Here is a 25,428-nt window from a genome sequence, read left to right as displayed (position 1 = left end):
GCAACTTGGTCCCTGGGCAGACTCTAGGGTGTCACCCACCGGCGCGGCAAGAGGCGAATTGGCGCGCCGGCTCTGGTACATGATCACGCCTACGTTTACATCAACGCCGCAAACTGCGAGTTTCATCCGATGATAGAGCTCATCCGGACCAACGACGCCGTCATCATTTCGTTTGTCGAATCGCTGATGCGCGATGCCGGCATCGGCTGTTTCGTCGCCGACCAGAATATGAGCGTCCTCGACGGCTCGATCGGCATCCTGCCCCGCCGTGTCATGGTGGACGCCGACAAGGCCGATGCTGCACGGCGCATCCTGACGGATGCCGGCATCGCCAACGAGATCCGCCAAAAATAATGTCCGCGTCGCCCGCTGCCCTTGTCCCGGACATGCCGGCTCATACGGTCGATGCCTTCCATCGCGGTCGCTTCTGGCTGGTGCAGCCGAGAAAGGCGGGCCACCGCGCCGGCATGGATGCGATGATGCTGGCGGCTGCCGTGCCGTCCTCGTTCGCCGGGCGGCTTGCCGACTTTGGCGCGGGTGCCGGTGCCGCCGGCCTGGCGGTCCTGTCGCGCTGCCCCGCTGCAGAGGCCGTGCTTGTCGAGCGTTCCCCGGAAATGGCGGCCTTCGCCACCACCACGCTTGCCCATCCCGGCAATGCGCATCTCAGCAACCGCGCTTCGGTGCTTGTCGCCGATGTCGCGCTGTCGGGCCGGGCGCGAACGGCCGCCGGCCTTGAGGACAACAGCTTCGATTTCGTCATCATGAACCCGCCGTTCAATGCCGCCGAGGATCGCGCGACGCCCGATCCGCTGAGAAAGGCCGCGCATGTCTCGGAGGATGGGCTGTTCGACAGCTGGATCCGCAGCGCGGCCGCGGTGGTCAGACCGGGCGGCGGGCTGGCCGTCATCGCCCGGCCGGAACAGCTCGGCGCCATCCTCGATGCCATTGCCGGCCGCTTCGGCGACGCCGAGATGCTGGCCGTTCACCCTCGCCCCGAAGCGGCGGCGATCCGCATCGTCGTCCGGGCAGCACTCGGCGCACGCGGCAAACTGTCGATCCGGCCGCCGCTGATGCTGCATGCCTATTCAGGCAATGGCCCCTCGGAACGGGCAGAGCTGATCAATAACGGGCTGGCGTCGCTGTTCGGAGACTGATCCATTTTGATTGCCGGGATGACGGCATTGCCGTTGGCCGACGAATTCCTACATGCCTCAAGCATATCGACCGGAGACCGCCCCCTCGTGAAACGCCTTTTCAACCGCCTGCTGCCGAAATCCTGGCGCTCCGCCGTCGTCACCATTCCGGTCATCCGGCTGCACGGCACCATCATGCCCGGCGGCGGCCAGTTCCGGCCGAGCCTGTCGCTCGCTTCCACCGCCGGCCTTCTCGAAAAGCTGTTTTCCTTCGACGCGCCGGCGGTCGCCATCTCGATCAATTCGCCAGGTGGTTCGCCGGTGCAGTCGCGGCTGATCTTCAGACGCATCCGCGACCTGGCGAGCGAGAAGAACAAGAAGGTCCTGGTTTTCGTCGAGGACGTGGCGGCATCGGGTGGCTACATGATCGCGGTCGCCGGCGACGAGATCTTTGCCGACCCGTCGTCCATCGTCGGCTCGATCGGCGTGGTGTCGGCCTCGTTCGGCTTTCCGGAGCTGTTGAAGAAGATCGGTGTCGAGCGCCGCGTCCACACCGCCGGCCAGAACAAGGCGGTGCTCGACCCGTTCAAGCCGGAAAAGAAGGAAGACGTCGAGCGCCTGAAGGCGCTGCAGCTCGAGGTCCACGAGACCTTCATCGACCTCGTCAAGGACAGGCGCGGCAGCAAGCTCAAGGACGATCCCGACCTGTTCACTGGCCTGTTCTGGACGGCCAAAAAAGGGCTAGAGCTCGGGCTGGTCGATGCGCTCGGCGACATGCGCAGCGTGCTGAAGAGCCGTTTCGGGCCGAAAACCCAGCTCAAGCTGATCACCGCGCCGCGCGGCCTGTTCGGCCGCTTCGGCCTGTTCGGCTCGAGCTTTTCGGCGCCCGATATCGCCGCCGCCGCGGCAAGCGGCGTCATCGATGCGGCGGAAGAGCGCGCGCTGTGGGCGCGCTTCGGGCTTTGAAAAGCTGGTGAAAGCGTCTAGCATAAATCATCAACCGACCCGACCGGCCGCCTTGCCGGCCTTGCGAGGGAGGAGTTTGACATGCCGCAGATCATTTTCTTCGCCGTCGTCGGCATTGCCGCCTATTTCGGCTACCGCTCCTTCGTCAGAGAAGCCGAGCGGGTGACCGCCAAGGTGCGGCGTACCGAAAAGCAGGCCGCCAACGGTACAATGGGAACATTGGTCAAGGACCCGAAGACCGGCGAATACCGTCTGGCCAAGGATTGACCGTCGTCCCCCTCGCGGCCGAGCCAGTGAACGCCGAGGCCAGCATCCGGGCGTCGCATGCGCACGCCAAGATAAATCTCGCGCTGCACGTCACCGGTCGGCGCGCCGACGGTTATCACACGATCGAAAGCCTGGCTGTGTTCACGCGCTTCGGCGATCGCATCGAGACGGAACTTGCCGACAGCGATGGGTTTTCCGTGTCCGGCAAATACGCCTCCGCGGTGCCGGTCGACGACAATAATCTGGTGGTGAGAGCGCGCGATGCACTGCGGCGCGAGGCCGGTCCCCAGCACGCACCGGCTGTCGCCATCAGGCTCGAAAAGAACCTGCCGGTCGCGTCCGGTGTCGGCGGCGGATCGAGTGACGCGGCGGCTGTGCTGCGCGCCCTGGTCCAGACCTGGGGACTTGATGTCGGCGATGCCGAACTGGCGCGGATCGGCCTGTCGCTCGGCGCCGACGTGCCGATGTGCCTCGCAGCCAGACCGCTGATAGCCCGCGGCGTCGGCGACGAGCTGACGCTCGTGCCGGGTTTCCCAGCGCTGGGTCTGGTGCTCGTCAATCCCGGCACTGCCGTCTCGACGGCCGACGTGTTCGAGGCGCTTGGCCGCCGCGACAATGCGGGGCTGCCGCCGCTGCCGCGCAACCTCGACTTCCACGGCATCCGCAACTGGCTGGAGATCACCCGCAACGATCTCGAGCCTGCGGCGCGCGCAATCCAGCCCGCCATCGGCAAGGCGATTTCCGTGCTCAACAAGGCCGGAGCCGGTTTTGCCAGGATGTCCGGTTCAGGCGCCACCTGCTTCGGGCTGTTCGAGACCGGCAATGTGGCCAAGCGCGCGGCTGTCGATATTCGCAGCCGCCATCCCGACTGGTTTGTCGCAGCGACGCGAAGCGTGACATCGGAGGTTGATGCCCATGGCCAGGATTGACGAGAGCCGCCCCTTCGTTCCCGTGCGCATCGCGGTGCTGACCGTTTCCGATACGCGCAGCCTCGCCGACGACAAATCCGGGCAGACGCTGGCCGACCGCATTGCCGAGGCCGGCCATGTCCTGGCCGCCCGCGACATCGTCACCGACGACCGCGACAAGATCCGCGACAAGGTCCTGGGCTGGTCGAAGGACGATGCGATCGATGTCGTCATCACCACCGGCGGCACCGGCTTCACCGGCCGCGACGTGACGCCGGAAGCGCTGGAGCCGATCTTCGAAAAGCGCATGGACGGCTTTTCCGAAGTGTTCCACCGCATCTCCTACGACAAGATCGGCACTTCGACGATCCAGAGCCGGGCGACCGGCGGCGTCGTCAATGCCACCTTCGTCTTCGTGCTGCCGGGCTCGCCCGGCGCCTGCAAGGACGCCTGGGACGGCATCTTGAAGCCGCAGCTCGACTACCGGCACATGCCCTGCAACTTCGTCGAGATCATGCCGCGGCTGGACGAGCATTTGCGGCGCGGCTGAGACGAACCGAGGTATCAGCCAAGCGACCTCGGTTTAGCGAATGACCGGCTCGCCGTGAAAACGCCGGCGCGACGGCGGCGAGACGCCGAAGCCAACCTCCATCATCAGCCGCGGCGTGCGCGTCGGCACGGTGCCCATATGGAAGCCGAACGGATCCTCGACAAAGCCGAGGCCGGCCGGCCCGGTCAGCGTGACCGGGCTCTGCTCGCCATAGACGCCCAGCACCTCTTCCGCCGAATGGCCGACCAGCAGCGTCAGCTGATGCTTCAGGATGCGGCGGTTGTGGGAGCCGCGGACATAGACATGCGGCCCGGTGTCGGCGTCGACCGGCACCAGGTAGAAAAAGAACTTCAGCATGCGCCAGTCGTCGAGGTCGAAATGGTATTTGCCGAGCGAGGCCATGTTCTTGTCGGCGTCCGAGACGCCACCGGTCGGAAAGCTCCACCAGACGCGGGTGGTGATCAGCTTGGCCTGGCTGCCGAGATAGTGCGCTGCGATATCGAGAAGCAGCGGATCGCGCTGCACGGCGACCGCAGCGCTGCAGTCGAGGACCCGCTCGAAATAATGGCCGCTGAGCAGCGGACGGCCGAAATGCTTTTCGGCATCGGCGTGTTTTTCGGGCAGGAATTCCAGCCGGCGGTCGAAATTGCCGAAGCATGGCGTGCGCTCGGCGAAGCGGGCAATCTCCTCATGGATGGCGGCCGGCAGCATCAGGCCCGAATAGAGCCCCTCCGTCCGCAGCGCGCCGACGACGGCATCGCGATCGACGCCGGCGAACATCGTTTCACCGACCTTGCGCGCCGGCCGAACGGGCTTTGCACCGCGCCAGTGCAGCCGCCGCGCCGGCATGGTGCGGGCCAGCATGAACATCGGCAGCCATGCCGGATTCTCGCGAAGGTCGGAAAGATAGGTCGGGATGCGGGCGGCGATGCGGCGCAGCGTGCCGCCGTTGCGTGCGATTGCCTCGAGGCTTGCAGCGCCGGACTTGTCAGGGCTTGAAAGGGTCATCGGGGTCCTCAAAATGTCGATGGAACAGCATCGACGTTAGTCGTCGCCGCTCCGGCACACCCCAAACCCTATTCGCCCATATCGCTGGGAATGGTAACCCCCGGCCAGATTTTGTGCAATGCACAATAAACGACGACCCGCCAGAAAATGTGCTTGGGCGGAGTTCCCATAACCGGGACGGTAAGCCGTCACTTCCGCGGCGCGACCCAGATCTCGGCGTGGAGCCTCCTGGTCGCCAGGCCGCGGGCGATCGCTTCGGCGCTGCGGGCGTTCTTCGACAGCGCGGCGGCCTGACGCTTGCTGATCACCAAGCCTTCGGCGAGAGCGGGATTTCCGGCAAAGACCCGCGACAGGAACGGCGCGCGGCTGCCGCGTGCCCGCGAGAACCGCGCCGCCATGGTTTGCCTGGCGGTATGGGCGACGACCTCGTCGATCCAGCCCTCTCCCAGCCGCGCGCCCGGTTCCAGCAAAAGCAGCCAGTCGCCCTTGGCCTGCCTGATGCCGGCGGCGATGCCGCCGCTGACATAGTGGCAGCCGGCATGTTCGGCGACGCGGTGCGTCTGATCGGTCGAGCCGGTGTCGCAGACGAGAACGTCGCGCACCACGCCTTCGACCGCGCCGCCGATCAGCGAGGCGAGCGTGCGGGCAAGGCCCTCCTCGTCATTCAGGGTTTCGATCAGGACGCTGAGCATGTTTAGCCGAATAGCGGAAAGCGGTGGGCAGCGCCAGTTTTTGCGGCGCGCCGCGAGAAAGTTCTTGCTTTGTTCTCATCTATGCGATAGGAATACATTCATGAGCAGAGCGATTCGACAGCGGGCGGACAGTCCCTGGGAAAGGGCCAAAATGGAACAGATCGTGCGTGCCGATATTGCAGCCTTCGGCGCTGGCAGGGCCGAGATGGCGAATGCGATGATCGAGCAGAGCGGCATGCGCGTCCGCCCGGACCGCAATCGCGGCAGGTCGGCGGGCATCAATCCGTCCGGCCGTTTCGAGCCGGTCAGCCGGCACGTGTTCGACGACGGCTGGAATTCGCTGGAGGAGCTGCCGCCGTTCAAGACCGAGGTACAGGTCGAGAAGCCGCGCACCATCATCACCCGCAACGAATCGCCCGACATCTCCTTCGACCGCTCGATCAACCCCTATCGTGGCTGCGAACATGGCTGCGTCTATTGTTTCGCGCGGCCGACGCACAGCTTCATGGGGCTGTCGCCGGGGCTGGATTTCGAATCGAAGCTGTTTGCCAAGCCGGATGCGGCCCGGCTGCTCGACAAGGAATTGTCCAGGGATAATTACCAGCCGCGCACCATCGCCATCGGCACCAACACCGATCCCTACCAGCCGATCGAGAAGCAATACCGGATCATGCGCGAGATCCTCGAAGTGCTGGAGGCGCGCGGGCACCCGGTCGGCATCGTCACCAAATCGGCGCTGGTGACGCGTGACATCGACATTCTGTCGCGCATGGCCGAACGCGGGCTGGCCAAGGTGGCGTTGTCGGTGACGACGCTCGACCGCATGCTGGCGCGCACCATGGAGCCACGCGCGTCGACGCCGACCAAGCGGCTGGAGGCGATCAGGCAGCTTTCAGACGCCGGCATTCCGGCCTCGGTGATGGTCGCGCCGATCATCCCCGGACTGACCGACCCGGAGATGGAGCGCATCCTCGATTCGGCGCAGGCAGCGGGGGCACGCGAGGCCGGCTATGTGCTGCTGCGCCTGCCGCTGGAGGTCGCGCCGATCTTCAAGGACTGGCTGCTGCGCCATTATCCCGATCGCTATCGCCACGTCATGTCGCTGATCCGTTCGATGCGCGACGGCAAGGACTACGATTCGGAATGGGGCAAGCGCATGAAAGGCTCTGGGCCCTATGCCTGGCAGATCGGCCGGCGTTTCGAGATCGCTGCCAAACGGCTCGGCCTCAACGCCGAGCGGCGCTCGCTCAGGACTGACCAGTTCGTCCCCGCCGCCAAGGCAACCGAGCAGTTGATGCTGCTGTGACAAAGCGTCTCGCGCCAGCCGGTTGAAACGGCCGGCAACAGGCGAAAAATCCCGTCCGGCCTGTCCTGTCCCCGGGCTTGCAGACGGTAGCCCCCTCCTGGTCCGGTGCCCCGCCCGACCCGGAGGGGACTTGCGGAGAATCGGAGCCGATGCGAACCTCGCCGCACCATGGCTCGCCCGCGTTCCGATTCTCCGCTTCTCTTCGAAATCGTCGAGAAACCCGACTTCTCGTTCGAGACGAAGGCGATGGCCGAAGGCCTTTGGCCGGTGGCGGGGATGGACGAGGCCGGCCGCGGCCCGCTCGCCGGGCCGGTGGTGGCGGCAGCAGTGGTGCTCGATCCAGCCAACATCCCCGACGGCCTCGACGATTCCAAGCGGCTGACGCATTTGCAGCGTGAGGCGCTGTTCCTGAAACTCCTCGGCTCCGCGCTCGCCGTATCGATGGCGTCGGTCAGCGCCGAAGGCATCGATGCCTCCAACATCCTCAAGGCCAGCCTGGAGGCGATGCGCCGTGCAGTGGCCGGCCTGTCAATCCGGCCGAAGCTGGCACTGGCCGACGGCCGCGACGTGCCGCCCGGCCTGCCCTGCGAGGGCAAAGCACTGATCAAGGGCGACCAGCGCTCGCAGTCGATCGCCGCAGCCTCGATCGTCGCCAAGGTGATGCGCGACCGCATGATGTGCGGCTGCGGCAGCCATCATGCGCGTTACGGCTTCGAACTGCATATGGGCTACGCCACTGTGCGCCATCGCACGGCGATCGATCTGCATGGACCAGTGGCGCGGCTGCACCGCGCCTCCTTCGCGCCGTTCCGGTTCGGCGGCACCGAGGTGCTGGAGGAAGAGGGTTTTTCGGGTTTGGATTGAGCGATTCGGCTAGGTGTGATCTCCCCCCTCGAGGGGGAGATGTCGCCGAAGGCGACAGAGGGGGTCGGTACGTCCTGGCGCGACGCCATGCGGGACGAAAGAGAAGGCTGGCGCTTCACGCGCGGCGACCCCCTCTGGCCTGCCGGCCATCTCCCCCTCGAGGGGGGAGATTACGCGCTTGGCCGCTTTCGCTAACAAAAAGCCGCCAGGTTTCCCGGGCGGCTTTCGATGAATTTCTCGACGAAGTCGCTTAATTCAGCTTCGACTTCAAATCGTGCAGCGAGGCGTTGAACAGGTCGGCGCCGGCCTTGGCGTCGATCTTGCCGGCCAGCAGCGCGCGCGCGGCCTCTACCGCGATATCGACGGCGCTGGCGCGCACTTCGCCGATTGCTTCGCGCTCGGCCTGGCCGATCTTCTGCTCGGCCAAGGCGGTACGCCGGGCGACATAGTCCTCGGTCTTCTTGTGCGCCTCGGCGGCAAGCATGTCGGCTTCGCGCTTGGCGGCGGCGACGATGGCCGCGGCCTCCTGCTCGGCTTCCTTGCGCTTGCGCTGGTATTGCCCGAGCAGTTGCTGGGCCTCTTCGCGCAACCGGCGCGCTTCCTCGAGCTCGCTGCTGATCTTGTCGGCGCGGGCATCGAGCGCCTTGGCGATCATGCCCGGCACCTTGATGTAGATGGCGATGCCGAGGAAGATTACGAGGGCAACCGTTGCCCAAAGCGTCGCGAGAGATGTGGCGTCCATGATGCTCCTCACCCGGCCACGGATTTGACCGCGGCCGCGATTTCGGCCTTGCTGGCCTTGCCGCCGACAAGCGCCTCGACGATGGCCGAAGCGGTGTCCTCGGCGATCGTGCCGACTTCCTTCATGGCATTGGCCTTGATGGAAGATATGCGCGCCTCGGCCTCGCCAAGCTTCTGGTCAAGCGCTGCCTCGATCGTCTTGCGGGCAGCTTCGGCTTCCGCCTTGGCCGCATCGTTGGCCTGCTGGCCGATCGCATTGGCCTTGCCCTTGGCTTCCGCCAATTCCTGCTCATAGGCGGCAACGGCGGCATCGGCCTCGCTTTTCAGCCGGGCAGCATGATCGAGATCCTGCGTGATGCGGTCGTTGCGAACGTCGATGATGCCGCCGACGCGCGGCATCACTACCCGTTTCAAGAAGAGATAGAACAGCCCGAAGGTGATTGCCAGCCACAGCAGCTGTGACGGGTACGTCGCCGGATTGAATGGCGGAAACGTGCCGTGCGCCTCGGCGGGCACGCCGGTCCCAGCGCTGCCGCCTTCGACGGCGGGCGCGGACTCTTGCGCAAAGGCAGATGTCACGAACATGGGCTATCCCCGAAATTCAGGCCCGCCGCAGGATCGCGGCCGGCCTGTTCAATTCTTGCCAATGTTCAGCCGAACAAGCATTCAGCCGAACAGGGCGAGAAGCGCGATGAGAAGCGAGAAAATACCCAGCGCTTCGGTCACGGCGAAGCCGAAAATCAGCCGGCCGAACTGGCCGTCGGCGGCCGACGGGTTGCGCAGCGCGCCCGCCAGATAGCTGCCGAAGATGTTGCCGAGGCCAATGCCCGCGCCGCCCATGCCGAGGCATGCGATGCCGGCGCCGATGTACTTTGCTGCTTCTGCGTCCATTTATTCAACTCCTTTGGATCTAAAATTCCGTTGCGATTCCATCCGGCGGCAATGCCGGAAACTCTAAATCAGTGCGAAGGGTGCAGGGCGTCGTTAAGATACATGCAGGTCAGCACGGCGAAGACGTAGGCCTGCAAAAGCGCCACGAGCAACTCCAGAGCCGTCAAAGCCACGGCCATCGCCAGCGGCAGGACCGAACCCGCAATGCCAAGCGTGCCGAGAGCGCTGAGGCTGACGACGAATCCCGAAAACACCTTCAGCGTGATGTGGCCGGCCAACATATTGGCGAACAGACGAACCGAGAGGCTGACCGGGCGCGAGACGAAGGAAATCACTTCGATCGGAACGACAAGCAACATCATCACGATGGGCACGCCTTTCGGCACGAACAGCTTCAGGAAGCCGAGACCGTGCTTCATGAAGCCGTAGACGATCACGGTTCCGATCACCAGCGCAGCGAGGCCGAAAGTGACGATGATGTGGCTGGTGACGGTGAAGAAATAAGGGAACAGGCCAAGCAGGTTGGCGACAAGCACGAACATGAACAGCGAGAACACGAAGGGGAAGAACTTCATGCCTTGCGTGCCCGCGGCGTCCCTCAGCATATTGCCGACAAATTCATAGGCCATTTCCGAGACCGACTGAAGGCGGCCCGGGACGAGGCTGCGGCTCGACGTGCTGAGGTAGAGAAACGCCGATGCGACAGCAACCGTCGCAAGCATGAACAGAGCCGAATTGGTGAAAGACAGGTCGTAGCCGCCGATGTGAATCGGAATGATCGGATGGATCTGGAATTGGTGGATCGGATCGACCTTGTCAGCAGCCACTTTAAATCCCCATCAAAGCCGCAGACGGCTTCAGCATTCTGTTCAATGCGCCGGCATGCGGCGCCTCAATTCATTCTTTCGGATCGCGCGGCTTGTCGCCCGTTCCGAATTCCGACACAAGCCCGGCTGAACGCAGGACATTGAGCACGCCGGCGCCAAAACCCAGCAGCAGCCCGACTATCAGACCCCATGGCGTTGTCCCCGCCACGCGATCGATAAACCAGCCGAGAGCCGCACCGACCACTATCCCGGCGATGAACTCGCTGGACAGCTTGAGCGCCTGGCCGTACCCGGCCGCACTGCCCGCTTTCGCGTCGTCTTTCCCCTCGAGCCGGTCCGGCCGCCTTGCCGCAAGCGATGCTTCAAGGTCGCGCCGGCGGCGCTCAAGATCCTCGTCGCGGATATCGGCTTCATGCTGCTTGCCGCGGCCGGTTTTTCCGGTTCCGTCTGGCCCATTCTTGTCGGCCACGCAACCCCCCTGCCCGGTCAGACCGTCACCGTCCGTCCGCTTCTTAAAGTCGCCGGCAACATAGTTAGAGGGTCCGCGCCCGTCAAGCCACGGGCGGACGTTCAAGCTCAAGTATTTTTTTGTTATAAATCAGCTACTTGCTCGGGTGCGACATCGTGCCCGACGCGGCCTCTGGCGGGCTGCGGCCGAATCCCTACGGCGACGGGCCTTCGATCGGCCGCTCTCGCGCGAAAGATGCAAGGGCTGCCCGAGCACTCAGCTCCAGCCGCCGCCATAGGTGCGGTAGAAGATGTGCAGGCCGATCCTGGTCATTTTCTGCATCGTCCGCGCCCAGCCCGGATGGACGTAGTTGGCGTAATAATGGGTCGACGAGCCGACTTCCGGAATGAAGATCTTGCCGGCTGTGACGGCCATGGCGACATCCTGGGCGGTCTGGTAGGCGGCGGGGTTGTCGACCCGCTTCTTCCGGCCGTCGCAGGCGAAGGAAAACTGGCAGCGGTTGAACCAGTTGTCGTTCTGGTAGACGACGCCGCAGATCGAGTTCGGATAGGCCGGGTTGCGGACGCGGTTGAGGATGACCTGGGCGACGGCGGCCTGGCCGCGCACGGCTTCGCCGCGCGCCTCGAAATAGATGCCGTTGGCGAGACAGGCCTGCTCCGGTTTGGAAAAGACGCTCGCCGGCAGCGGCGTCTGCATCCAAGAATGATCGCCCTTGCTCAGCGGCGGAATGAAGCGGCCATCGTTCGGGTCCTCGTCCTGCAGCAAGGCCTCGAAAGGCGACGCCTTGGCGTAATCGGGGACCGACGAGGCGTAGGCGGTCGCCAGCACGTCGGGATGATCGTTGTTGACCAGCGCGGCAAGCATCGCCGGCACGCCGGGATCCGGCTTCTTGTCGACGCGCGTGTGGAAGGCGGCGGCGATCTGGATTTCCTTGCCTTTGATCTCGGGCTTGGCGAAGGCCATCCTCAGGCCGCTGTCCATGCTTGGGCGGAGCAGCGAGGAGGTGCGCTCGAAGATAGAGCCGGCGTTGAAGTTCTTCGGCGGCGAGACGGGCGAGACCTGGATGATGCGGCCCTTCTTGTCGGCACGCGTGATGCGGTTCTCGTCCGGCGTCGTACCGGCGATGCCGCCCTTGCCGCGAAACGAAACGGCGCCGATGCCGGGCAGTTGGACACCGGAGCCGGAGAGCGAGCCGGTGCTGCTGGAATCGAGGAAGGGCATTTCGGCGGCGTGAACGGAGCCGGCGACGGACTTCTCGACATAGGCGTTCCAGCGGACGCTCGGCGCCTCAAGGCCGGAGACCAGGCTGGTCATGTCCTGATAGGCAGCGACCGTCGGAAAGCCGATCCAGATGCCAAGGCCAATAATAAACGGAGACAGGACGGAACGCTTTTTCTCACCGGCGGCGGCGACAAGCCGCGTCAAAACACGTCGATGCACGGAACTCTCCAGAAACGCAACGGACCCCACTGGAGAGCTACAATGATGCATTAACCTTGATGGGGCGTTAACAGCTTAGAACGTTGTTTTCCCATCTCGTGTCGAAGTCAGGCGCTTTTGCGGCCATCGCTTGACGGAAGAAAGATCGGCCAGGCGATCAGCGCGCAAATAGCCGCACCCAACCAGACGCCTGCCCACGAGCAGAGCACGAGAAGCCCGGGAATGGCGATCGGCACCAGGAAGAAGGCAATGAAGACCAGGCTGTTGGCGAGGCCGAGCGCCGTTCCGGCCTGGCTGGCGCCGGCCAGCGTCGCAAGCTCGGTGTAGGCAACGCCGTGCCAGGAGGAGACGCAGATGCCGGCCACGACCAGGATCGCAACGATCGCCGGCGACAGCATCGGCGCTTGGCCTGACAAGAATTGGGCCGAAAACAAGACGAGCGCCGCAAGCACGGTGAAGGCGGCCATGCTCAGCATGCTGCACAGACGCAGGAACGACCGGCGGTTGCCGTGACGGTCGGTGTAGCGGCCACTCCAGACGCGCATGACCATGGCGCCGACCTGCACGGCAGCCAGGCTGGCGCTGATCACGGCTGTTCCCATGCCGGCGAAATCATGCAGGAACACAGAAGCAAAGGTGAGCACCGCCACCTGCGGAAAGCAAAGCAGGCCGATGGCTGTTGCGATGCGCCAGACGGCCGGGTTGCGCAGCGGCGCCGGGCCGGCCGACAATGCCATGCTGCCCGAATTGGCATCGTCATGCGCCGGCGGCTGATGCAGCCAGCGCCACGCGAGCGAGGTCGAGACCGCGGATGCAGCCGCCAGAAGTCCGAAGACTGCCGTGAAGCCATGGGCTGAAGCGAGCGCTGGCAGCACGAGCGCGCCAAGCCCGCCGCCAAGCGGCACCGCCGTCTGCCTGATGCTCATGGCAAAGCCGCGCTCGCCTTCGCCGAACCAGGCCATGATGGCGCGGCCGCTGGAGCCGTTGACGCTGCCGCCGAGCAATCCGGTGACCAGCAGGGCAGCGGCGAGAAGCGCGATGCCGGGAATATGGGCCGGTGACGGCACGACCAGCGCGGCCATGACAAGCAGCCAAACCGCGGTCGCGCCGAGCCCCGTCAGCAGCACGCGGCGGTCGCCCCAGCGATCGGTCAGCAGCCCCCACGGCAATTCGCTCAGCGCCACGCCCAGGCCGAGAAGGCCAAGCGCCAGGCCGAGTTCGCCATTGGAGAGATGGTAGCCCGAGCGCAGGAACACCGCCGTCGCCGGAATGCCGGAGAAGGTCGCGGAAAAGCAGGCATTGGCGGCGACGCCGATGCCCAGCACCTTCCAGCGATGATTGGCTCGAAGTGCCGCCGCTTCTGACGGGGCGGCAACGGCGGCCGGGCGAAGCGGTTTGCAATCTGCTCGTGTGGCGACAGCGGACATGGTTCAGCTCCTGCATGGGTCGGCTGCATTCGGTCTTGACGCGCTCTCTCTACCGCCATAGCTTCGTACTGAATATCAGGAAGTTTTTGACATAATGTCCCGAATATCAGGATTATTGGCATGCGACGCGTGACATTCGATCTCGACGTCCTGCGCAGCTTCGTCACCGGCATGGAGCTGGGCAGCTTCGCCAAGGCCGCCGACCGGCTCGGCCGCTCGACCTCGGCAATCAGTGCGCAATTGAAGAAGCTGGAGGAGCAGGCGGCGACGCCGATCTTCCGCAAATCTGGGCGTGGCCTGGCGCTGACGGACGCGGGCGAGACCATGCTCGGCTACGCGCGGCGGCTGATCGAGCTCAATGACGAGGCCGCCTCCGCCATCCACGATGTCGAGCTGGAGGGTTGGGTGCGGCTTGGGCTACAGGAGGATTTCGGCGAGGCGGTGCTGCCGGAGGTGCTCGGGCGCTTCGCCCGCGCCCATCCCAAGGTCAAGATCGAGGCCAGGATCGCACGCAGCCATGAGCTTGCCGAACGGATCATTTCGGGCAGCCTCGATATCGCGCTTGCCTGGCACAATGGCGCGACGCTGCCCTACAGCCGGCATGTCGCCGACGTCCAGATGCGCTGGATCGGCCCGGCAAAACAGATCGAGACCAGCCTGCGCGATGGCGAGGCGTTGCCGCTGGTGGCGCTCGAAGCGCCGTGCCTGCTGCGCAGCGTGGCGACCGAAACGCTCGACCGCGCCGGCCTGGCATGGCGGATGGCCTTCTCCAGCCCGAGCCTTGGCGGCATCTGGGCAGCCGTCGCCGCCGGGCTCGGACTGACGATCCGCACCGATATCGGCCTGCCGGCCACCGTCAGGGCGATGACGCCGGAGATCGCCGGGCTGCCCGCCTTGCCCAAGATGGCGCTATTCCTGCATCGCAAGGAGGCCGAGCCCGACCCCGTGGCAGCGCGGCTTGGCGACATCCTGCTGCAGGCAGCGTTGGAAGCGTTGCCGAAAGATGCGCCAGCCTATGAAAAGCTAAGGAGCGTAGCTTAACGCCGACGAGCCGAAAGGGCCGCAGGGCGCTCCATCTTATTGTTTGCCAACAGGGTTCTCAGACCATCAACATTTGCGATTGGCTGTAGGCAACCATGACTTCGTCAGTTGAAGAATCCAGTAATGCTGGCGATCCTTCGCGCCCCCCTCTGTCCTGCCGGACATCTCCCCCACGAGGGGGAGATTGGCAGCTTCGCCGTCCCGCCCCTCTTTCAATGTTGGAGATTGGCGAAAGCGGAGAGGACGGCCAATCTCCCCCCAAGTGGGGGAGATGCCCGGCAGGGCAGAGGGGGGCGCTGTCCCGCCGACGTCTCGCAAGGTTCCGCCAATGATGATCTAGTGGCGCTTCTTTGCCTTGCCGGCGAAAGGATTGTCCGAGGTGCGCAAGGCGATGCGGATCGGCACGCCGGGCATGTCGAAAGCCTCGCGCAGGCTGTTCGAGAGATAGCGGACGTAGGATTGCGGCATCGCATCCGGCCGTGAGCAGGAGACGACGAAGCCCGGCGGCCGCGTCTTGGCCTGCGTGACATATTTGATCTTCAGCCGACGCCCGGCGACGGCGGGCGGCGGATGATGCGCCAGGATGCCTTCCAGCCAGCGGTTGAGCTTGCCGGTCGACACACGGCTGTTCCAAACTCGATGCGTCCGGATGACGGCATCCATCAGCTTGTCGAGGCCACGCCCGGTCTCGGCCGACACCGGCACCGCCTGCATGCCGCGCGCCTGCGGCAGCAGCCGCTCGGTTTTTTCGCGCAGCTCGGCCAGCAACTCCTGGGGATGATCGACAAGGTCCCATTTGTTGAAGGCGATCACCGGGGCACGGCCCTCGCGGATGATCAGGTCGGCGATCTGCAGATCCTGCTTCTCGAAGGGAATGGTGGCGTCGAGCACGATGATGACGATTTCGGCAAAGCGGATGGCGCGCAAGCCGTCCTGCACCGACATCACTTCGAGCTTTTCGTGGATCCTGGCCTTGCGGCGCATGCCGGCGGTGTCGAACAATTTTAAGCGGCGGCCATGCCAGTCCCAGTCGACCGAGATGGAATCGCGAGTGATGCCGGCCTCAGGGCCGGTCAACAGCCGCTCCTCGCCGATTAGTGCGTTGATCAGCGTCGACTTGCCGGCGTTGGGGCGGCCGACGACGGCGATGCGCATCGGCTTGGTGTCGTCATAGCTCGGCTCGGCGTCCGGGTCGGTGATGTCCTCGCCGATCAGCACCTCGCTGGCGGCGACCTCATCCTCGCCGGCCTCTTCGTCCTCGCCGAAGGCGCGCGCCTCGCCAAGTGCCGCGATCACCGCGTCGCGCAAATCGGGCAGCCCCTGGCCGTGTTCAGCCGAGACCGGGATCGGTTCGCCAAGGCCGAGCTCCCAGGCCTCCAGCATGCCGCCCTGGGCGCCGCGCGCCTCAGCCTTGTTGGCAACGACGACAACCGGCTTGCCGGACTTGCGCACGATCTCGGCGAACGTCTTGTCGTCGGGCATCAGCCCGGACTTGGCATCGATCGTAAAAAAGATCAGGTCGGCCTCGCGGATGGCGATCTCGGTCTGGGCGCGCATGCGGCCGGGCAGCGTCGAGGCAGCCGCATCCTCGAAGCCGGCGGTGTCGATGACGTCGAAATGCAGGTCGTAGAGCTTTGCGGCATGGACGCGGCGATCGCGAGTGACGCCGGGCGTGTCGTCGACAAGCGCCAGCTTCCTTCCCACCAGCCGATTGAAAAGGGTCGATTTGCCGACGTTAGGCCGGCCGATGATGGCGACTTTGAAGGTCATGGACTATCACGACACGCCGCCCGAGCCGCGGATCAGCTCGGACATCAAAGTCGCCCGCTCGCGCGTGTTGCGCGGGGCGCCATCATCCGCGGCGATCTGGTCGAACAGCTTCAATGCATCCGCCGCCTTGCCTTCCTTCCAGGCGGCAAGGCCAAGCGCCTCGCGCGCCGTATGGCGCAGCGTGTTGGTGTCGGCGGTGAGCGCCTCGACGCGGCTGGAGACATCGGCGAAAGAGCCGTGGTCGACCAGAAGCAGCGCTGCCCTGAGACGAGCCATGTCGCGAATGCCGGAGGGGATCTTGGTGTCGGCGGCGACCTCGTCGAAATCCTTGACGGCGGCGTCGACGTCACCCTTGTCCGCCTTGACGGTTGCCGCGCGCATGCGGGCGAGCAGCGGATAGGCGCCGTAGCCGTCCTTCTCCAACGCCTCCAGAGCGGCAAGCGCCTCGTCGTTCTTCCCGTCATTGGCAAGCTTGAGCGCCTGCGAAAAAGCATCGCCCGAGCGGTTGGCGCGAGTTTCGTCCCAATAGCGGTAGCCGACGACAGCGGCAGTGCCGAGCACCACCAGCACGGCCAGCACGAGCAAGGCGGGACCGAAACGATCCCACAGCGCATGCGCCTGGTCGCGACGAATCTCTTCGTTGACTTCGCGGATAAAACTGTCGTCCGACATGGATCAAAACCATTCATGCCCCGGCCGGGGCGGTTGATGAGCCCGCGTTTTAGCGAAATTTTGCCGGCATGGAAGGGGTTCGGCAGGAAAATCGCCTATTCACGAGGCAGTCGCGGCCAACGGCGGCCGTACAGGTCGATCCTACCCGTGCCATATTTCACCGGTAGGCGTCGCTTCTACATTCCTTGATCCGGTCAGATGCCTTTGCCCCGTTTGTCCCGCGTTATTGCGTTTTCCATTGCCGTGTTTGCTGCCGGCGCGGCTTGCGCCGACCCGCCGGCGGCGCCGGCAAAGCCGAAACAGGTCGTGATCATCTCATTCGACAGCGCCCGCGACATTTCGCAGTGGCAGCGCAGCCGGGCGCTGGCCGCGCGCACAGGTGCGCACTTCACCTATTTTGTCTCCTGCGTGTTCCTGCTGTCGCCCGAGACGCGCAAGGAATACACCGCACCCGGCAAGACAGCCGGCAAATCAAACATCGGCTTTGCCGCCTCCAAACAGGAAATCGCCGAGCGCCTCGAGCAGATCAACCTTGCGGCGTCGGAAGGCCACGACATCGGCAGCCATGGCTGTGGGCACTTCGACGGCAAGGACTGGAGCAAGGCCGACTGGCTGAGCGAGTTCGGCTCGTTCAAGCACATTCTCCAAAACGCCTATTCGATCAACGGCATCGCTCCCGAACCGAAGGGCTGGCGCGATTTCGCCCGCAAATCGGTGGTCGGCTTCCGCGCGCCTTATCTGTCGGCAAACAAGGCGCTCTACGAGGCGCTGCCCGCGGCCGGTTTCCTGCTCGACGCAAGCGGCGTCTCGCGTGGGCCGGTCGAGCCGCCAACCGTCAACGGCATCACGCGCTTTTCGCTGCCGCAGATCCCGGAAGGGCCGAACTCAAGGCGTGTGATCGCCATGGACTACAATCTCTATGTCAGGCATTCCGGCGGCTTCGAGCGGCCGAGCATGGCAGAAGAGTTTGCCGACCGGACCTATAAGGCCTTTCGCGCCGCCTTCGACGCGCAATACCAGGGCAAGCGCATTCCGCTTGAGCTCGGCTTCCATTTCACGCTGATGAACGACGGCGCCTACTGGAACGCGCTGGAACGCTTTGCCGGCGAGGTCTGCACCAGGTCCGATGTCGAGTGCATCAGTTTTCGCGACTACGTTTCGCGGCGAGGCGAAAGACAGGCAGCGGTGGGCGGCTGAGCCGCAAGTGATCGCCGCTGCCCCATCTCAGCTTGCCGGCTGATCCTCCGGACGCAAGCCGGCTTGCTCACGTTCGAGATAACGCTGGTCGATTTCCGGCAGCGGCTCGCCTTCGAGCGTGGCCTCGAAGGCGCGCAAGCGTTTGTAGATCGAGATCAGTTCCACGACCGTCGGCCAGGCATTGACCAGATACTGAAATGAAGATCGGACCTGCTCAAAGGAGTTGAGAATCTGGTTCAGAGCGCCGAGCTTGATCTTTCCCGCGACCATCGTAGGGACAAGAACAATATATGGAAATATATTGTCGATCTGTAGATAGAATATTCTAGCGACGTTAAAATATAAGTAGTGGAAGTATTTACGAAAATAGATGCTTCTTACACTTCTAAAAAGGTCAGCGACAGTTGGCGGTTGGGCGCGATCTGCATCGTCCTCACCATAGACCAATTCTTTGCGGTAGGCTGCCTCGACACGTTGGGTGCGGAATTCGAGACCCGGCAGTTTGATTCCTACCGCAGCTAAGAAAGTAGTTCCGAAGGCCGACCAAAGGATTGCTACAACGACCAGGGAGTAAGGCACCGTGCCGACAATCGGCAGTTCCGTGACGTTTTCAGAGAGATGCAGCAGCACGGGAAGGAACGCTATCAGTGTCATGATGGACCCGACTAAGCTTACGCCCAGATCCTCCATCGTGCTGGAGAAGCGCATCGTGTCTTCTTGAACACGCTGGGACGCACCTTCGATGCGCCTCAATCTTTCCCAGTTGGTCATGTAGTATTCGTTCATTGCGGTGCGCCAACGAAATATCCAATGACTTACAAAAAACCGGTTGAGGGCGCCAACGGTCACAGCCAGAAGCGCAATCCACATGATTGTCAGCAGTTGGATATAGAAGTCCCACGGCGTCGTAGAGTACGGTGTGCCTAAAGCCTTCTGAATAAGATCGTAGAAAGGGCCATACCAGTCATTGAAGGCGACATTTACCTGCACCTGGTAATAGATCACAAAGAGAATCAGTGAGGTGCCAAGGATCGACCAATTCCGCCATGGATGAGGTCGGTACCAGGCCCAAAAGCCGTAGAAGATGAGGACGACAGCCGCAAAATATATATAGAACCAGAGAAATGGCTTCGACCAAAAGAGCGACACGCCAATGATCTTGTCGACGCCGGCGGCCATCGGGGGCAGTCCAAACACTGCTCCAAGTTGCTCTCCTCCAAAAAACCAAAACAGAACGGCCGCGAGGCTCCAGACGGCGACCGAACTGAAGAACAGCTTCGGCTGCGGAAAAAACGATACGAACACTGTGGCGAAATCCTCGGTCGATGCGCAAATCAGCGGGTTCAGCGGGCATAAAGTCACACATTAGCGGGAAAGAAAATGCCCGTGCCCAACGCCCGGCGCCGAGCAAGACCATAATCATGGCGATTTTGGCGCAGCCGACCAGGCGATCGCACCCGAGGCGAGCAGGACGGCGGCGGCCACGATCGAGGCAAGGAAAAAGTTACCCGAGGCCTGCGCAAGCAGACCGGCGACGATCGGGCCAATGATCTGGCCGAGGCCGAAGGCGGCCGTCATCACCGCCAGCATCCGGCGTGGTGCTTGCGGGGCAAGCTGCCGTCCGGCCTGGAGGCCAAGCGCGGTTATGGCGATGAAGGTGCCGCCGACAAGAAGGCCGCCGAGCAGCGGCCCGGTGCGCCCGCCCATGACGACACTGGCGCTGACGCCGACCACCTCGACCAGGCACCCCAGGGCGTAGGTGGCATAGAGCCCGATTTTAGCCGTAAGCTTCTGCCACAGCCAGACCGATGGGAAACCGGCAAGTCCGGTGACCATCCAGACCACGGCCTCGAAGACGCGGCCGCCGCCGCCCTGGCGGACGATGGCGACCAGGAACGTTGCCGTGACGATGTAGCCGAAGCCGAACAGGCCGTAGGCGACGATGATCTTCACCAGCGACCGGTCTTTCGGCAGTGCCGGCTCGCTCCCGGTGGTGCTGTTCGCGGCCGAGGTGCCGCCGGCCAGCAAGGCGACGACGGCAAAGCCGCAGGCCGAAATCACCGCGGACCACAGCCAGCCCGCCGCCCAGCCGGCATGTTCGGTGACGAGGACTGCCAACAGCGCCGAGGACGCCGCGATGCCGAGGCCGACACCGCCGAAATACAGCGCCTGCAGGTCGTTTCGCCCGGCCGCGGCGAGATGACCGAAAACGATGCTGGTCATGAAGACCAGCACGAAGGCGCTGGCGAGGCCGGCAAGAAAGCGGATGAGGAGAAAGCCGGGCATGGTGCCGCTCAGGCCCATCAGGCCGGCGAGGATCGCGGTGGCGGCAAGGCCGGCCAGCATCAGCTGGCGCTCGCGGCCTTGCGCCCAGCCGCCGGTGGCGGCAAGCGCGCCGACGAGATAGCCGAGATAATTGGCCGATGCGATCCAGCCGGCATCAGCCGGCGACAGGCCGAGCTCTTCCATCATGCCAGGCAGGATCGGCGTATAGACGAAGCGGCCGATTCCCATGGCGACGGCCAGGGCAATCATGCCGGCGATTGCCAGGCGCAAGGGCGAAGCGGCTTTCATCGCGATGCACAATAGGTGCGCCTGCCGGTCAGACAATCCGCCTTTTGTTGGGCCAGAAGGGTTGCGCAGCCGCGTCGGCGGCCGGCTCACCTGAAGTGCCAGCAAGTCCTTGTTCAGCCGCAGCAGGTCCTTGGCGCCGTCTCGAAGCGGGTACGACACGCGGTCAGCCTGAATGGCATGTCGGCGAGTTCGCGCTCCGACATGGTGTCGAGCACCGGATGCGACAGCGGATCGGTCACCCAGCTGGTGGCCTGGCTGTCATCCCGGTGCGGCTGCGCCCCGATCGGGGAAAAGGCGCCAAGCCATGACAAAATCTTCATCGGATTTGCCTCCTCACTCTGAGTAGCCCACTTAGAATCCGCCGTTCCTTAGCGTCTGGCAATTGAGATTTCAGCCGCTCCAGTTTAGAAAAACTGTATGGCTACTCTGAACCGCGTCCATCTCAACGGCTTGCGCGCCGTGGAAACTGTTGCCCGCCTGGGCTCGCTCGCGGCGGCGGCCGGCGAGCTCAACGTCTCGGTCAGCGCCGTCAGCCAGCAGATCAACCGAACAGAAAAGCAGCTCGGCCGGGCGCTATTCGAACGAACGCCAGCTGGCCTGGTGGCGACGGAATTCGGCACCGTCTTTACCGCGCGGCTCAGCGCAGGCTTCCGCGAACTCGCAAAGGCGGTGGCGCTTGCCGATGAAAGCTCGGAGTGCACGCTGGTGGTTTCGGTGGCGCCGGCTTTCGCCTCGAAATGGCTGCTGCCGCGGCTGTCGCGGCATTTCGCCCGGCATCCGAACGTGCTTCTGCGCATCGATGCCTCGGTGCGGCTTGCCGATCTCGATCGTTCGGACATCGACGTCGCCATTCGGCTCGGCGACGGCAAATGGCCGGGCGGGCGGGCCGAATTGCTGCTGGCGCAGGAGGTGTTTCCGGTCTGTGCACCGGTGATCGCCAGCAAGCTGAAATCGATCGAGGACCTTGCTTTGACCTGTGCGATCACGGACGAAAGATCGATGATCAGTTGGGAGAGCTGGTTCGAAGCGGCCGGAGTGGAGCCTGTCACCTTCATGAAGGGCGCGCGCTTCACCGATCCGATGCTGTGCCTGGAATCGGCGATTGCCGGCCACGGCGTCATGCTCGGCTGGCAGTTGCTGGCCGCCGACGCGCTGGCCGACGGCCGTCTCGTTGCGCCGTTCGGCATACGCGCCCAGAGCGGGCTCGGCTATTGGCTGGTGACCTCGGCCATCAAGAGCGAAAGCCGTAAGGTCAGGGATTTCAAGACCTGGATCCGCGAAGAGATCGAGGCGACGATGGCGCAGTTCAGGTCGCTCGAGAGCACGCGCTAAACCTGCCGGCACATCACAGTGGAAAGGTCGGCAGCGCCGGTCTATGTAAGAAACAGTCCCCAATCACGGCAGGCAGGATCATGACCACACATTCGCGCGGCGTTTCCGCAAGCATCGACCCGGTGAAGCTCGACAGGCTGGCGGAGGTCGCCGTCAAGGTCGGGCTGCAATTGCAGCCGGGGCAGGATCTGGTGCTGACCTCGTCTATTGCCGCGCTGCCTTTGACGCGGCGGATCGTCGAGCACGCCTACAAGGCAGGCGCGGGCCTGGTGACGCCGATCTTCAACGACGATGAGATCACTCTCGCGCGCTTCCGCTACGGCGCCGACGCCGGCTTCGACCGCGCCGCCGGCTGGCTCTATGAAGGCATGACAAAAGCCTTCGCCAACAATGCGGCGAGGCTTGCCGTGCGCGGCGAGGATCCGTCGCTGCTTTCGGCGCAGGACCCGGCAAAGGTGGCGCGTGCCAACAAGGCGAATTCGATGGCTTACCAGCCGGCGCTGGAGAAGATCACCGGCTTCGACATCAACTGGAACATCGTCGCTTATCCCGATGAGGCCTGGGCCAAGCAGGTATTTCCGGACGATGCCGAAGACGTCGCCGTGGCCAAGCTCGCCGACGCTATCTTTGCCGCCTCGCGCGTGGATGTCGAAGACCCGATCGGCAACTGGACGGCGCACAATGCGGCGTTGAAGAGCCGCACCGAATGGCTGAACGGCCACAATTTCCACGCACTGCATTTCACCGGCCCCGGCACCGACCTGACCGTCGGGCTGGCCGACGGCCACGAGTGGATGGGCGGCGCCTCGACCGCCAAGAACGGCATCACCTGCAACCCCAACATCCCGACCGAAGAGGTTTTCACCACGCCGCATGCAAGGCGCGTCGAAGGCCATGTCACCAGCACCAAGCCGCTGTCCTATCAGGGTACCCTGATCGACGGCATTGCGGTGCGTTTCGAGGCGGGCCGCATTGTCGAGGCCAAGGCCACGAAGGGCGAGGATGTGCTGCAAAAGGTGCTCGATACCGACGAAGGCTCGCGCCGTCTCGGCGAGGTGGCGCTGGTGCCGCATTCCTCGCCGATCGCCAAGAGCGGGCTGCTGTTTTTCAACACGCTGTTCGACGAGAACGCCGCCTGCCACATCGCGCTCGGCCAGTGCTATTCGAAGTGCTTCGTCGACGGCGCCTCGCTCAGCCAGGACGAGATCGCGGCGCGCGGCGGCAACAAGAGTTTCATCCACATCGACTGGATGATCGGCTCGGACAAGATCGACATAGACGGTGTCCATAAGGACGGCAGCCGCGTGCCGGTGATGCGCAAGGGCGAGTGGGTTTAGGCCCGGGATCTCTAAACGAAGGCCAGCAAGCAGCGGCGCCTGCTGGCCCATGCGGAGTTGGCAATGGAGCTCGCGGTCAAGCGCATCTATGAGCCGCCGGCGCCCGATGACGGGCAGCGGGTGCTCGTCGACCGCATATGGCCTCGCGGCGTCCGCAAAGAGGACGCGGCGCTGACGCTCTGGCTAAAGGACATCGCGCCAAGCAATGGGTTGCGCAAATGGTTCGGCCATGAGCCGGCGCGCTGGGCGGAGTTCCAGCGGCGATACCGCGATGAGCTCGACCGGAACGGCGAGGCGGTGGCGGAACTACGTGCCTTGCTCCGTGAAGGCAAGGTGACGCTGCTCTACGGCGCCCATGACGAGGCGCACAACAATGCGGTGGCACTGGCGAGCTATTTACGTGGGATCAATTAGCCACGCCGGCGGGACAGCGCCCCCCTCTGGCCTGCCGGCCATCTCCCCCTCAAGGGGGGAGATTGGCAGCTTCGCCGAAAGCGCCCTTCTTTGGAGACTAGCAAAAGCCGAAGTGACATCCAATCTCCCCACCAGAGGGGGAGATGTCCGGCAGGACAGAGGGGGGCGCGACGGATCGCGGCGGGTCGGTTCTACTTCCCACTCACCGCCTGCTGATAAACATCGGGCTTGAACCCGACGAGAACCCTGTCGCCAAGTTCCAGCACCGGACGCTTGATCATCGTCGGTTTGGCCAGCATCAGCGCCTTGGCCTTCTTCTCGTCCAGGCCCAGTCTGTCCTCGTCCGACAGTTCACGGAACGTTGTGCTCGCCTTGTTGAGCAGAATTTCCCAGCCGACCTTGCCTGACCAGCCGTTCAGCCGATCCGCGTCAAGGCCGTCTGCCCTGTAGTCGTGAAAGCGATAGGCAACATCGTGGCTCGCCAGCCAGGAACGCGCCTTCTTGACCGTATCGCAATTGGTGATGCCGTACATGGTGATCGTCAAAACGCGTCCTCGGACCAGTCGAATCTGACGGCACCCTAAAACCGCGCCTCTCACTTTTCCAGCGGCCTCGCCGGCCGTCTGCGATTTTCGCGCTTGCCAATAGTAAGGAATCTTCCTAACTATTTCCCGAGCTAATTTTCTCACGAAATAGCCGAGGCAAGGAAACGACATGACGGGCCTGCAGACCGAAAGCCCCCCGCCCATTGACGGCATTTTCCGGGCGCTCGCCGATCCGACCCGGCGACGCGTGGTCGAGCGACTGAACCGAAGCCCCGCCTCGGTCAGCGAGCTTGCCCGGCCGTTCGAGATGGCCCTGCCATCCTTCATCGAGCACCTCAGGGTTCTGGAAGGCTGCGGGCTGGTGCATTCGGAAAAGGCCGGCCGCGTCAGGACCTACCGGCTCGCGCCGGAGCCGTTGAAGCTCGCGGAAAACTGGTTGGCCGAGCAGCGTGCGCTGTGGGAGCGCCGTCTCGACCAGTTCGACGACTACGTGCTGAAACTCAAGGAGACAGACAGATGAATATGGTCCCGTTGTTCCAACCCGATCCGAAGCTCGACCTCGTGCTCCAACGGACGATCGAGGCGCCGCGAGAACTGCTGTGGATGGCCCTGACGAGACCCGAGCATGTCAGCCAATGGTTCACGCCGAAGCCGTGGATCATCACCGATTGCGAGATCGACCTGCGGCCCGGCGGCCTGTTCCGCACCCGCATGCAGTCGCCCGACGGCAAGGAGGTCAACGATAGGCGTTGCTGCTACCTCGAGATCGTCCAGGACGAGCGGCTGGTGTGGACCGATGCGCTGCTGCCCGGCTACCGGCCGTCAGGCGACCCATTCATCACAGCCGTCATAGCGCTGCAATCGCATGGCGAGACGACGCGCTACACCGCCACCGCCATCCACCGCGACGAAGCCACGCGCAACAGCCACGAGGAGATGGGCTTCTACGACGGCTGGGGCACGGTGGCGGATCAGTTGGCCGGCTATCTCAAGACGATCTGAGGCGACCCTGCTTCGCACTCACATTGCGGCCACGCAATCGTTGTGGCCGTTCAGC

The 25,428-nt window shown here is 64.0% G+C and carries 30 protein-coding genes; 15 read left to right on the top strand and 15 right to left on the bottom strand.

Features of this window, described 5'->3' with window-relative positions; genetic code table 11:
- Positions 1-129: 129 nt before the first annotated feature.
- From NKI52_RS27495 to moaB, 6 genes are all read left to right on the top strand, one after another.
- On the top strand, positions 130-354 hold the full coding sequence (locus NKI52_RS27495) for a putative signal transducing protein (RefSeq protein ID WP_023674082.1): 225 nt from the start codon (positions 130-132) through the stop codon (positions 352-354).
- Positions 354-1,154 carry a tRNA1(Val) (adenine(37)-N6)-methyltransferase gene (locus NKI52_RS27490; RefSeq protein WP_352700338.1) on the top strand — a complete coding sequence of 267 codons (801 nt, stop codon included), beginning with the start codon at positions 354-356 and terminating at the stop codon, positions 1,152-1,154. Before NKI52_RS27495 ends, NKI52_RS27490 begins: the two co-directional genes overlap by 1 nt.
- Before the next feature lie 87 nt (positions 1,155-1,241).
- Positions 1,242-2,099, top strand: a complete 858-nt coding sequence (locus NKI52_RS27485; RefSeq protein WP_031211037.1) for a S49 family peptidase — start codon at positions 1,242-1,244, stop codon at positions 2,097-2,099.
- Positions 2,100-2,180: 81 nt separating this feature from the next.
- Positions 2,181-2,366, top strand: a complete 186-nt coding sequence (locus tag NKI52_RS27480; RefSeq protein WP_023674078.1) for a membrane protein — start codon at positions 2,181-2,183, stop codon at positions 2,364-2,366.
- 26 nt (positions 2,367-2,392) lie between these two features.
- Positions 2,393-3,295: a 4-(cytidine 5'-diphospho)-2-C-methyl-D-erythritol kinase gene (locus tag NKI52_RS27475; protein WP_352456901.1), complete on the top strand. Its 903-nt coding sequence runs from the start codon at positions 2,393-2,395 to the stop codon at positions 3,293-3,295.
- Positions 3,282-3,824 carry a molybdenum cofactor biosynthesis protein B gene (gene moaB, locus NKI52_RS27470; RefSeq protein WP_352456849.1) on the top strand — a complete coding sequence of 181 codons (543 nt, stop codon included), beginning with the start codon at positions 3,282-3,284 and terminating at the stop codon, positions 3,822-3,824. Before NKI52_RS27475 ends, moaB begins: the two co-directional genes overlap by 14 nt.
- Positions 3,825-3,857: 33 nt before the next feature.
- On the opposite strand, the gene NKI52_RS27465 is transcribed toward moaB, so the two are convergent.
- Entirely contained in the window at positions 3,858-4,832 is a 975-nt protein-coding gene (locus NKI52_RS27465) for a phytanoyl-CoA dioxygenase family protein (RefSeq protein ID WP_352700337.1), read from the bottom strand.
- Positions 4,833-5,020: 188 nt separating this feature from the next.
- Positions 5,021-5,524, bottom strand: a complete 504-nt coding sequence (locus NKI52_RS27460) for a glycosyltransferase (protein WP_352700336.1) — start codon at positions 5,522-5,524, stop codon at positions 5,021-5,023.
- A 151-nt stretch (positions 5,525-5,675) separates the two neighbouring features.
- Here NKI52_RS27460 and NKI52_RS27455 point away from each other — a divergent pair, with 151 nt between their 5' ends.
- Positions 5,676-6,830 (top strand): PA0069 family radical SAM protein, encoded by a 1,155-nt coding sequence (locus tag NKI52_RS27455; protein WP_254818651.1) that lies wholly within the window; start codon positions 5,676-5,678, stop codon positions 6,828-6,830.
- A gap of 168 nt (positions 6,831-6,998) precedes the next feature.
- A complete protein-coding gene (gene rnhB, locus NKI52_RS27450) occupies positions 6,999-7,694 on the top strand; it encodes a ribonuclease HII (RefSeq protein WP_352700335.1) in 696 nt (231 codons plus the stop codon).
- 250 nt (positions 7,695-7,944) lie between these two features.
- On the opposite strand, the gene NKI52_RS27445 is transcribed toward rnhB, so the two are convergent.
- The 7 genes from NKI52_RS27445 to NKI52_RS27415 all read right to left on the bottom strand — a co-directional run bounded on the left by NKI52_RS27445 (position 7,945) and on the right by NKI52_RS27415 (position 13,489).
- Complete coding sequence (locus tag NKI52_RS27445; RefSeq protein WP_352635386.1) at positions 7,945-8,436, bottom strand: F0F1 ATP synthase subunit B; 492 nt, start codon at positions 8,434-8,436, stop codon at positions 7,945-7,947.
- A gap of 8 nt (positions 8,437-8,444) precedes the next feature.
- Positions 8,445-9,020, bottom strand: coding sequence for a F0F1 ATP synthase subunit B (locus tag NKI52_RS27440; RefSeq protein WP_352449932.1), 576 nt, complete (start codon positions 9,018-9,020; stop codon positions 8,445-8,447).
- Positions 9,021-9,101: 81 nt separating this feature from the next.
- A complete protein-coding gene (locus NKI52_RS27435; RefSeq protein ID WP_006206606.1) occupies positions 9,102-9,326 on the bottom strand; it encodes a F0F1 ATP synthase subunit C in 225 nt (74 codons plus the stop codon).
- Positions 9,327-9,394: 68 nt separating this feature from the next.
- Entirely contained in the window at positions 9,395-10,153 is a 759-nt protein-coding gene (locus NKI52_RS27430) for a F0F1 ATP synthase subunit A (RefSeq protein WP_352449933.1), read from the bottom strand.
- A gap of 70 nt (positions 10,154-10,223) precedes the next feature.
- Complete coding sequence (locus NKI52_RS27425; RefSeq protein ID WP_352456844.1) at positions 10,224-10,622, bottom strand: AtpZ/AtpI family protein; 399 nt, start codon at positions 10,620-10,622, stop codon at positions 10,224-10,226.
- Between the two features lie 255 nt (positions 10,623-10,877).
- Positions 10,878-12,062: a cell wall hydrolase gene (locus NKI52_RS27420; protein ID WP_352700334.1), complete on the bottom strand. Its 1,185-nt coding sequence runs from the start codon at positions 12,060-12,062 to the stop codon at positions 10,878-10,880.
- Between the two features lie 107 nt (positions 12,063-12,169).
- Positions 12,170-13,489, bottom strand: a complete 1,320-nt coding sequence (locus NKI52_RS27415; RefSeq protein WP_352700333.1) for an MFS transporter — start codon at positions 13,487-13,489, stop codon at positions 12,170-12,172.
- Between the two features lie 120 nt (positions 13,490-13,609).
- Between NKI52_RS27415 and NKI52_RS27410 the strand changes: the two genes are divergently transcribed.
- Entirely contained in the window at positions 13,610-14,530 is a 921-nt protein-coding gene (locus NKI52_RS27410; protein WP_352700332.1) for a LysR substrate-binding domain-containing protein, read from the top strand.
- A 336-nt stretch (positions 14,531-14,866) separates the two neighbouring features.
- Here the strand turns inward: NKI52_RS27410 and der are convergent, their stop codons facing one another.
- Both der and NKI52_RS27400 read right to left on the bottom strand, forming a co-directional pair.
- Positions 14,867-16,300 (bottom strand): ribosome biogenesis GTPase Der, encoded by a 1,434-nt coding sequence (der, locus tag NKI52_RS27405; protein WP_352682787.1) that lies wholly within the window; start codon positions 16,298-16,300, stop codon positions 14,867-14,869.
- A gap of 6 nt (positions 16,301-16,306) precedes the next feature.
- A complete protein-coding gene (locus NKI52_RS27400) occupies positions 16,307-16,972 on the bottom strand; it encodes a tetratricopeptide repeat protein (protein ID WP_023674063.1) in 666 nt (221 codons plus the stop codon).
- A 204-nt stretch (positions 16,973-17,176) separates the two neighbouring features.
- On the opposite strand from NKI52_RS27400, the gene NKI52_RS27395 reads away from it, so the two are divergent.
- A complete protein-coding gene (locus NKI52_RS27395; RefSeq protein ID WP_352635429.1) occupies positions 17,177-18,169 on the top strand; it encodes a polysaccharide deacetylase family protein in 993 nt (330 codons plus the stop codon).
- 27 nt (positions 18,170-18,196) lie between these two features.
- Here the strand turns inward: NKI52_RS27395 and sbmA are convergent, their stop codons facing one another.
- The 3 genes from sbmA to NKI52_RS27380 form a co-directional block, all read right to left on the bottom strand.
- Entirely contained in the window at positions 18,197-19,474 is a 1,278-nt protein-coding gene (gene sbmA / locus NKI52_RS27390) for a peptide antibiotic transporter SbmA (RefSeq protein WP_031211034.1), read from the bottom strand.
- Between the two features lie 114 nt (positions 19,475-19,588).
- Entirely contained in the window at positions 19,589-20,743 is a 1,155-nt protein-coding gene (locus NKI52_RS27385) for a YbfB/YjiJ family MFS transporter (RefSeq protein ID WP_023674060.1), read from the bottom strand.
- Between the two features lie 113 nt (positions 20,744-20,856).
- Positions 20,857-21,063, bottom strand: a complete 207-nt coding sequence (locus NKI52_RS27380; protein WP_023674059.1) for a hypothetical protein — start codon at positions 21,061-21,063, stop codon at positions 20,857-20,859.
- A gap of 97 nt (positions 21,064-21,160) precedes the next feature.
- Between NKI52_RS27380 and NKI52_RS27375 the strand changes: the two genes are divergently transcribed.
- From NKI52_RS27375 to NKI52_RS27365, 3 genes are all read left to right on the top strand, one after another.
- Entirely contained in the window at positions 21,161-22,075 is a 915-nt protein-coding gene (locus tag NKI52_RS27375) for a LysR substrate-binding domain-containing protein (RefSeq protein ID WP_352700331.1), read from the top strand.
- A gap of 80 nt (positions 22,076-22,155) precedes the next feature.
- Positions 22,156-23,412: an aminopeptidase gene (locus tag NKI52_RS27370; RefSeq protein ID WP_352569432.1), complete on the top strand. Its 1,257-nt coding sequence runs from the start codon at positions 22,156-22,158 to the stop codon at positions 23,410-23,412.
- Between the two features lie 57 nt (positions 23,413-23,469).
- The gene (locus NKI52_RS27365; protein WP_352569431.1) at positions 23,470-23,826 is read left to right on the top strand and encodes a DUF488 domain-containing protein; all 357 of its coding nucleotides are present in this window, start codon (positions 23,470-23,472) and stop codon (positions 23,824-23,826) included.
- 191 nt (positions 23,827-24,017) lie between these two features.
- Here the strand turns inward: NKI52_RS27365 and NKI52_RS27360 are convergent, their stop codons facing one another.
- Positions 24,018-24,371, bottom strand: a complete 354-nt coding sequence (locus NKI52_RS27360) for an ArsC family reductase (protein WP_352569430.1) — start codon at positions 24,369-24,371, stop codon at positions 24,018-24,020.
- Between the two features lie 169 nt (positions 24,372-24,540).
- Between NKI52_RS27360 and NKI52_RS27355 the strand changes: the two genes are divergently transcribed.
- A complete protein-coding gene (locus tag NKI52_RS27355; RefSeq protein WP_352569429.1) occupies positions 24,541-24,891 on the top strand; it encodes an ArsR/SmtB family transcription factor in 351 nt (116 codons plus the stop codon).
- Positions 24,888-25,373: an SRPBCC family protein gene (locus NKI52_RS27350; RefSeq protein WP_502896663.1), complete on the top strand. Its 486-nt coding sequence runs from the start codon at positions 24,888-24,890 to the stop codon at positions 25,371-25,373. The genes NKI52_RS27355 and NKI52_RS27350 overlap by 4 nt, the downstream gene beginning before the upstream one ends.
- The last annotated feature ends 55 nt before the right edge of the window (positions 25,374-25,428 follow it).

Origin of the sequence: Mesorhizobium sp. M0590, assembly GCF_040320905.1 — a bacterium.
Taxonomy (GTDB): domain Bacteria; phylum Pseudomonadota; class Alphaproteobacteria; order Rhizobiales; family Rhizobiaceae; genus Mesorhizobium.
The sequence above is the reverse complement of the archived record's forward strand: the minus strand, read 5'-3'. Positions and strand labels throughout refer to the sequence as shown.

Coding starts and splice junctions, on each gene's coding strand:
- NKI52_RS27495 (WP_023674082.1), top strand. CDS start 130: ATGATAGAGCTCATCCGGACCAACGACGCCGTCATCATTTCGTTTGTC.
- NKI52_RS27490 (WP_352700338.1), top strand. CDS start 354: ATGTCCGCGTCGCCCGCTGCCCTTGTCCCGGACATGCCGGCTCATACG.
- NKI52_RS27480 (WP_023674078.1), top strand. CDS start 2,181: ATGCCGCAGATCATTTTCTTCGCCGTCGTCGGCATTGCCGCCTATTTC.
- moaB (WP_352456849.1), top strand. CDS start 3,282: ATGGCCAGGATTGACGAGAGCCGCCCCTTCGTTCCCGTGCGCATCGCG.
- NKI52_RS27465 (WP_352700337.1), bottom strand. CDS start 4,832: ATGACCCTTTCAAGCCCTGACAAGTCCGGCGCTGCAAGCCTCGAGGCA.
- NKI52_RS27460 (WP_352700336.1), bottom strand. CDS start 5,524: ATGCTCAGCGTCCTGATCGAAACCCTGAATGACGAGGAGGGCCTTGCC.
- NKI52_RS27455 (WP_254818651.1), top strand. CDS start 5,676: ATGGAACAGATCGTGCGTGCCGATATTGCAGCCTTCGGCGCTGGCAGG.
- rnhB (WP_352700335.1), top strand. CDS start 6,999: ATGGCTCGCCCGCGTTCCGATTCTCCGCTTCTCTTCGAAATCGTCGAG.
- NKI52_RS27445 (WP_352635386.1), bottom strand. CDS start 8,436: ATGGACGCCACATCTCTCGCGACGCTTTGGGCAACGGTTGCCCTCGTA.
- NKI52_RS27440 (WP_352449932.1), bottom strand. CDS start 9,020: ATGTTCGTGACATCTGCCTTTGCGCAAGAGTCCGCGCCCGCCGTCGAA.
- NKI52_RS27435 (WP_006206606.1), bottom strand. CDS start 9,326: ATGGACGCAGAAGCAGCAAAGTACATCGGCGCCGGCATCGCATGCCTC.
- NKI52_RS27415 (WP_352700333.1), bottom strand. CDS start 13,489: ATGTCCGCTGTCGCCACACGAGCAGATTGCAAACCGCTTCGCCCGGCC.
- NKI52_RS27410 (WP_352700332.1), top strand. CDS start 13,610: ATGCGACGCGTGACATTCGATCTCGACGTCCTGCGCAGCTTCGTCACC.
- der (WP_352682787.1), bottom strand. CDS start 16,300: ATGACCTTCAAAGTCGCCATCATCGGCCGGCCTAACGTCGGCAAATCG.
- NKI52_RS27400 (WP_023674063.1), bottom strand. CDS start 16,972: ATGTCGGACGACAGTTTTATCCGCGAAGTCAACGAAGAGATTCGTCGC.
- NKI52_RS27385 (WP_023674060.1), bottom strand. CDS start 20,743: ATGAAAGCCGCTTCGCCCTTGCGCCTGGCAATCGCCGGCATGATTGCC.
- NKI52_RS27380 (WP_023674059.1), bottom strand. CDS start 21,063: ATGAAGATTTTGTCATGGCTTGGCGCCTTTTCCCCGATCGGGGCGCAG.
- NKI52_RS27375 (WP_352700331.1), top strand. CDS start 21,161: ATGGCTACTCTGAACCGCGTCCATCTCAACGGCTTGCGCGCCGTGGAA.
- NKI52_RS27370 (WP_352569432.1), top strand. CDS start 22,156: ATGACCACACATTCGCGCGGCGTTTCCGCAAGCATCGACCCGGTGAAG.
- NKI52_RS27355 (WP_352569429.1), top strand. CDS start 24,541: ATGACGGGCCTGCAGACCGAAAGCCCCCCGCCCATTGACGGCATTTTC.
- NKI52_RS27350 (WP_502896663.1), top strand. CDS start 24,888: ATGAATATGGTCCCGTTGTTCCAACCCGATCCGAAGCTCGACCTCGTG.